This window comes from Microcoleus sp. Pol10D4 (assembly GCF_036701555.1).
GTDB lineage: Bacteria > Cyanobacteriota > Cyanobacteriia > Cyanobacteriales > Microcoleaceae > Microcoleus.
This window is the reverse complement of record NZ_JAUBRA010000006.1, coordinates 180,516-188,008: the sequence shown is the minus strand read 5'-3', so window position 1 is coordinate 188,008 and position 7,493 is coordinate 180,516. Positions and strand designations below refer to the sequence as shown.

Genomic DNA, 7,493 nt, shown 5'->3' with positions numbered 1-7,493 from the left:
TTATCATTATTATTCCCTAATATTTCTATTCTAAGAGGTATTGACAAAATCTACCCCCTTCTAACTTGTTAGCAATGTCAATCCCCGCTCTTCTTCACACCAGCACACAGAATAAACAAGTAGTATAGTGAGAGTTAACTGAGCTCTTGCACCGTTCCCGGCTGAGCATGGTTTCTGATCTGTTTTACAACAACTTACTTAATTCATTTGGTTGTGGACACGCCCCTAAAAGGCGGGTTGAGAATATTACAAGCTGTAAAATATAATAAAATACAAGCAAATACAATAAATTTATTGGCAAGTCTAATTAACCCACCAAGTACATATTTAAATTGTCGAGATTGCTCAATAACGTATTGTTAGATTTAAGAATGTTTGCGCTGATACAAAAACTAAAAGGCTAATGCTGTCTATTCTGTTAATCGACGACAACCCGAACGATCGCCTGATGATCGATCGAGAACTGAGGAAAACTTTTCCCGATTTAGAAATTAAGTCCGTTATTGATATCCAAACTCTAGAACACATCCTGGCAGCCGGGGGTTTTGATATAGTAATTACCGACTATCAACTGCACTGGAGCGACGGATTAACTATTCTCCAAAAAGTTCACAGCCGCTACCCGAATTGTCCGGTAATTATGTGTACTGACAGCGGCAGCGAACAAGTAGCAGTCGAAGCGATGAAAGCGGGTTTGAGCGATTACGTGTTCAAAGGGCGGCACTTCAAGCGGCTGGCGGGGGCCGTGGGCGAAAGCTTGAAAAAACAGCAGTTGCGCGAGAACTACGCGAAAACGTCGGCGCAGTTGGCAATTTCGGAGGAAAGACTGAGGTTGGCGATCGAAGCCTCGAAAATGGGAACTTGGGATTGGAATGTATTAACTGGCGAGGTGGTTTGGTCGGAGGGACACGAACTGTTATTCGGTTTGGAAAAAGGCAGTTTTCCGGGAACTTACGAAGCGTTTTTTAGCTGCATTCACCCGGATGACCAAGCCTCGATCGCCCGGGCTGTTGCCTTTGCTTTAGAAAACAAAATAGAATACCAATACGAATTTAGAGTCATTTGGCCCGACGGCAGCTTGCACTGGATCGCGAGTAGGGGCAAGTTTTTTGATGATGATACAGGTAAATCGGTGCGATCGAGCGGCGTGGTTTGGGATATTACTGATCGCAAATTATCGGAAGCGAGGGTGCAAGAAAGCGAGGAAAACTTGCGCTTTGCCCTAGAAGCAGCTAACATGATCGCTTTTACCTGGGATGTGGCATCGGGGGAAGTCCGCCGCTCGTCCAATGCCGAAACACAGATGGGTTTGGGCCCAGACAGCACCTTTGGTACTTTTGAGCAAAAAAAGAATGCGGTGCATCCAGAAGACCGCGAAAGGTTTTTGGCAGATGTGGATGCCGCACTCAGCGGGACGGGAGTTTACGAGTCGGAATACCGCAAATTGCGACCCGACGGCTCAGTGATTTGGCTTCACGACAAAGGGCGGGTGTTTTTTGACGCATCTGGCACACCCCTTCGGTTGTCTGGCGTGGCGATCGACATTACGGATCGCAAACAGTTAGAATACGACCGCTCGCGCGCGTTGGGCCGTGAGCGGTCGTATTTGCGCCGCCTGCAAAAGTTAACCTCCGCGTCAGTTGCTATCAACTCCACGTTGTCGGTGGCAGAAATACTTCAGTTAGCTGCTGATAGCGCCCGCCAAATTCTGGAAGTCCACCAGGTAGCAGTCAACCTCAACCCGGCCGCCAACTGGGATGCGGGAATTAGCAAGTTTTCCATGTCAGAAAAATACGCCGCGTGGCAAGATTACTGCGAAGATCCAGACGGTACGGGCATTTACCAAAAAGTTTGCCAGCACCAACAGGCGATGCGAATGACTCAAAGCGAGTTAGAGGCTCATCCGGCGTGGCGGGGGTTCGGCAAGGCTGCGGGGAAGCATCCGCCGATGCGGGGCTGGCTGGCTGTACCGCTGACGACTCGGGACGGCAGAAATCTGGGATTGATTCAGTTGTCGGACAAGTACGAGGGGGAGTTTGCCGAAGATGACGAAACTCTTTTAATGCAGTTGGCTCAGGCGGTGTCGGGGGCGATCGACAATGCCCGACTTTACGAGGAATCTCAGCAAGCAAATCGCATGAAAGATGAGTTTTTGGCAACTCTTTCTCATGAGTTGCGATCGCCCTTAAACGCGATTTTGGGCTGGGCGCAACTGCTGCAGCAACGCAATTTCAATCCGGCTGCTACTGGGCGGGCTTTAGAAACGATCGAGCGAAATGCTAAATTGCAAACTCAATTGATTGATGATTTGCTGGATATTTCTAGAATTATTCGCGGCAAGTTGACTTTGAATCCTTCTGCGGTAAATATGATTTCTATGGTGGAAGGAGCGGTGAATACGGTGCGGTTGGCCGCCGATGCTAAGTCGATCGATTTGCGGTTTGCAATTGTAGATTTGGGCTGGGAGACTGCTGAATTTTCCGAACTTGGGAAGGTTTCTGGCAATCCTGAATCTCAGTTAAATCCGAGATTTTGGGTATCAGGAGACCCCGGCCGCTTGCAGCAAGTAATTTGGAATTTGTTGACGAATGCGATTAAGTTTACGCCGCGCGGGGGGCGAGTTGAAATCCGGCTTTCGAGAGTTGATTCGGAGGTTGAGCTGGCTGTTACCGACACGGGAATTGGGGTTGCTCCGAATTTTTTGCCTTACGTGTTTGACTCTTTCCGCCAAGCGGATGCTACGATTACTCGCAATTATAGCGGTTTGGGGCTGGGTCTGGCGATCGTCCGACAGTTGGTAGAACTCCACGGCGGCACCGTTTGGGCCCAGAGTCCGGGACTGGATATGGGATCGACTTTTAGTTTCCGCCTCCCTGCGATGCAGCTAAATTCGATCGCCGGCGAGGAAGCGCAGGTTTTGGCTGGCGCTGGTAATTTACTGGGAGTTAAGGTGTTGCTGGTTGATGACGAGGTTGATTCGCGGGAATTTATGAGGTTTGTATTGACAGATTCCGGGGCCGCTGTCATGGCTGCATCGTCTGCTGCTGAGGCGTTTGAGGTGGCTTCGCAGTTTGGACCGGATGTTGTGGTCAGCGATATCGGAATGCCGGAGGAAGATGGCTATTCGCTGCTACGAAGGCTGCGTTCTTTGGACACGCAGACAGGGAAATTTTGGGCGATCGCTCTGACGGCTTATGCTAGGGATGAAGACCGCGATCGTGCTTTTGCTGCTGGTTTCGATCGACATCTGTCTAAACCTGTGCAACCCGATGTGTTGGTAGAGACTATAGTCAAGTTGAGGCAGCAAGGGCGAACAACTTAGAAAATTCTATTAATAATTGATAATTGGTAATGGGAATTGGCAATTGTGTTTGTAGTGACCGAAAGCATCCAGGATACAAGCCCCCGGATTCATTCCTTCGGAGACTCAGGACCCAGAAATAAAAAACCTGTATCCGATGAAACTTGCCCTCCGAATTTATCCGTGGGGTCAATTCTTCAATTCTTCAATTCTTTAATCTTTAATCTAAAATCTAAAATCGATTGACGACTTTAATCCTGGTAAAACTCGCTCGGACTTGCCTTCCTCACTACCAATCTATAATGCTGATTTTACCGGACACCACCTGATTAACTGGACTTGATATGGACGGAAATCGATCAAGTGAGAAATATAAAAATTTGTATTTTTCAAACTCTTCAACTTCTGCTTGTGGGGCATTGCTTCTAGCCCGCCTAAAATATGCAATTTCTATGCCGATTAGGTGAGGGGTTTGTGTTAATATGCTAAAATATCCAACAACCACGCGGTAATAATTAGGTGGACAAACTTCAGACAGATATAGAGGCAATTTACTCTCAAATTGAGGAATTGCGCCGGGAACGCCAGCAGCTTAGTATTGCCGATGTTGTCCCAGCCGGTGATTCGCCCCAAGCGATCGCCGATGCTTATCGGCGTCACGCAAGGGAAACCGCACAAGTGTCGGCAGAAGTCAAGGGGATTGATGATGCGATCGCGGCTCTGTCTGCTCAACTAAGTCAGAAACAGCAGAAGTCGGTAAAGTTGCAAAGAATCACTCCGATGGAGGAGCAAGTTGAAGAAGGAAGATTACTAGCTCAGGGACACGCGGAACGGATTAATGAACTGGCGGCGGAACTGGCGGCGGAAGTGAAGGGACTCAAAGCCATCGCCGACCAAATTAGTCCCAGCTACTGGCAGGTTTATTACAAGCCTTTTATTACTGGTTTTAAAAGTATTTCTGTTCCCTACGTGCGATCGGACGGGGATGTTTGGACTATTGTCAATCGAGTAGTTTAGAGAGGCTGCGGGAGCAGAAATAATCAGCGCTCAAGACAATTTTTTTCCTGTCCCTATTCCTCTACCTCAACCTCGCAGCAGTTGCTTAATAGTGCCGACCAATTCTTGAGGGTGAAATGGCTTGGCGATGTAAGCGTCGGCTCCTTGTTTCATTCCCCAATAGCGATCAAACTCTTCGCTTTTGCTAGAACACATTACCACCGGCAAATTTTGGGTTTTAGGGTCGCTTTTGAGCCGGCGACAGACTTCGTAGCCGTTCATCCGGGGCATCACGATATCCAGAACGACTAAATCTGGGCGGTTAGCCTTGATTTGCTCTAGAGCTTCTACGCCATCACTCGCTACCGTGACGTTGAGTCCTCTACCTTTGAGCAAGTCGGCGATCATCTCCCGCAGAGTGACGCTATCATCAACAACCATAACTGTACTCATAGAATAATCCCTACCAAGTTTCTGGGTTGAAACGTTCTCATTAACGTTTACACTAACGTTCACCTTCAAAGGTGTCTTTTCCTGATTGAGATTGCGCTCGGCTAAATGTAGTTTACCCACTTTTGCTGATTTCTCAATCATTTTCTGAGTAATTACCGCAAAATTTAAAGTTCCGCGCAATCTCGGTTGACACACGAGGCTATGTCCGTTAGTCTATCATTTTCTTTCTCAAATGGTACTATTATCAAAAAATGAGGGTATAGCTTGGTTGTGCGTTTCCCGTTGAGGACGGCGGCGCTCGGCCGCCTGCATCAACATTTGTCTAATGAGGATTTTTCGTACCTAAAGCCGATAGTTTTTGGTCGTAGAGCGTGTCTAAAACGACCGGGCGCTGGCGGTAGCTGTGATCGGTGTTTTTGCAGCCATTAGCAACGATTCCCAAGACGGAAGCTCCAGAAATTTTTAATTCTTCTAAAACTTTGCGAACTTGCGATCGGTCTGTTTGCCCAATTTGGACGACCATAATCGTAGCGTCTGTGTGAGCTGCGATCAAGTGGGTGTCTGCCAAGCCTGCTAGTGGCGGGGTGTCATAAATTACTAAGTCAAAAAATGCTTGAAATTGCTCCATTAGATACTGCATTTTTTTGGAAGAAAGAAGCTTGATCGGATCGGGGGGAATTTGGCCTGCGGTGAGTACAAACAAATTTTCTTGGTTCGGGGCTCGTTGAATCGCGTCGTTGAGACTGAGATCTGTGGAGATGGCATCGCCCAGGCCACGCACGTTTGGCAGTCCTAACTTAGCGTGCAGTTGCGGGCAGCGCAAATCTGCATCTACTAACAATACTCGCTGTCCAACTGCTGCTGCTGTGGCTGCTAGGTGCAAAGCTACTGTAGATTTGCCGTCTCCTGCTACGGCAGAGCCGATTAAGAGCGATCGAATTGCCGTGCCTGCACTCAGCAAGTGAATGTTCGTGTATAGCGATCTAAATGCTTCTAAAAATTGATAGTCCAAGTCGCTCAAAATACTTGATCCCCCGCTCATCGGACCAGTATGTCTAGCTTCGCCCGGTTCGACTACTTCCACTTTTGAGTTCGATCGAGCCGATGTTAGTTTCCTCTGTCTGGATGGCGGTCTCCGCTTGACTTTTTTGGTAAACGGAATCACCCCGAGTATTGGCAATCTTGTGGCGATTCTCAGTGATTCTGGAGTGTGGAACACAGTATTTAGTACCTCTACCAGCAAGCCGACTGCTATGCCCAGCAGACTGCTTAAAATTACTGCCAACGCTAACTGTTTTTTGGTTTGTTTGACGGTAGCTGTTATAGGCTGGCCAAATTTGTCTAGCGGAATTTGCGGAGGATTTATCAGCACCCAGGGTATTTGCTGCTGAGCCGCATCAATCCGCAAGGCTTCTCGTTTTGCCAAGAAGTCCGACAAACTCTTAGTAACTACTTGCAGTTCCCGCTGTAAATTGTCGTATTGTCGGGTTGTAACTGAAAAGTTTCTAATTTTTTGGTTGAGAGCATTTTGCGAAGCTGTCATTTCGCGATCGCGCGCTTCAATTTCTTTGATTTGGGTCTCTAAATTTCCCATCACCACTTCTTTTGCTTGTTTAGTGGCGGTTAAAATCAGTTCTTCCCGACTTTTTCGCAGCGCTAAAACTGGCAAACTGTCTTCTCTATACTGAGCTAATTTTAATGACAATTCCGAGTCTATTCTCTGAATTTGACCTAAGAGTCCGCCGTAAGCTTGTCCTTGGGTCATCAGCAGCCCCTGGGGATTATTTTCGTTGAGTAGTTTTTCATAGCTTTGGTAGAGGTTTCGCATCCCTTGTAGCTGCACTCTAATTTCTACTTGCTTGCCCCGAATGCTTTGAACTTGTTCAGACAGAGATTTTCCCTCTAGCTGGGGTTCAAACAAGTTGCTCTGCTGCCGCAATCTTTGGACTTGGAGTTGCAGAACTTCCACTCTTTCTCGGAGCTTGGGCATCTCCATATCTATAAATTTAATACCTTGATTAATGCCCATCAGCCGTTGCTCCAAGCTGTAATCTAGATAAGCTTTAGAAATTTTGTCCAATACGCGGTAAATTTTTTTTCGGTTTGAATCTTTGTAGCGAACTTGTAAAATTTTTGTTCCTTGCTGTTTGCCATCTTTAGTGTAGCTGATGCGCTGGATCGACATTTTTGAGATCAGTTCGCTATAGTTCATTGTGGGATACGAAGCCCGCAATTCCTCAATTATTGGCTGCATCATTTTGGGACTTCGCAAAATCCTAATTTGGGTTTCGTAGTCTAGTAGGCTAATTCCTTCTATATTAATTTTTGCGAAGTCGGCAGCTTGGGTGTTGTTTAATAGTTTGGATTGCAAACCTTCAGCCGTGGCTGGTTCTACTAACAGGGAAAAGGAGCCTTCATACTCGACCGTAATCTGTTTAGACGTGAGGACGATCGCTGTTCCTGCCAGGGCGCTCAAAGCAATTGTGGCTGCTGCCATGACCAGGAAGCGACGGCGCACCACGCCTAACAGCCAGGACAAGTCTAGCTTTTCTTCTTCTCTCTCCTCTACGAAGTGATCTCTGTAGTTCTGAGCAGATAACTCCGGCAGTTTGCCATTCGATTTGGGTGTGAAGGGTTGATAATCTTGTCTGCTATCCATATTCAGCCTGGGTATTTTTGAGGTTGATATTTTTGAGGTTGATATTTTTGAAGCGGCCAGGTCGCGGCTGGGTAATCTTATTGT

General features: G+C 47.2%; 4 protein-coding genes. 2 read left to right on the top strand and 2 right to left on the bottom strand.

The window, feature by feature from the left end:
• The first annotated feature begins 403 nt into the window (after positions 1 to 403).
• Together QUA36_RS05870 and QUA36_RS05865 are read left to right on the top strand one after the other, a co-directional pair.
• Positions 404 to 3,322 carry a PAS domain-containing protein gene (locus QUA36_RS05870; protein WP_333456095.1) on the top strand — a complete coding sequence of 973 codons (2,919 nt, stop codon included), beginning with the start codon at positions 404 to 406 and terminating at the stop codon, positions 3,320 to 3,322.
• 498 nt (positions 3,323 to 3,820) lie between these two features.
• Positions 3,821 to 4,318 carry a hypothetical protein gene (locus QUA36_RS05865; protein ID WP_333163936.1) on the top strand — a complete coding sequence of 166 codons (498 nt, stop codon included), beginning with the start codon at positions 3,821 to 3,823 and terminating at the stop codon, positions 4,316 to 4,318.
• A gap of 66 nt (positions 4,319 to 4,384) precedes the next feature.
• Here the strand turns inward: QUA36_RS05865 and QUA36_RS05860 are convergent, their stop codons facing one another.
• On the bottom strand, positions 4,385 to 4,750 hold the full coding sequence (locus tag QUA36_RS05860) for a response regulator transcription factor (protein WP_039886668.1): 366 nt from the start codon (positions 4,748 to 4,750) through the stop codon (positions 4,385 to 4,387).
• Between the two features lie 322 nt (positions 4,751 to 5,072).
• Positions 5,073 to 7,409, bottom strand: a complete 2,337-nt coding sequence (locus QUA36_RS05855; protein ID WP_333456093.1) for a polysaccharide biosynthesis tyrosine autokinase — start codon at positions 7,407 to 7,409, stop codon at positions 5,073 to 5,075.
• Positions 7,410 to 7,493: the final 84 nt, after the last annotated feature.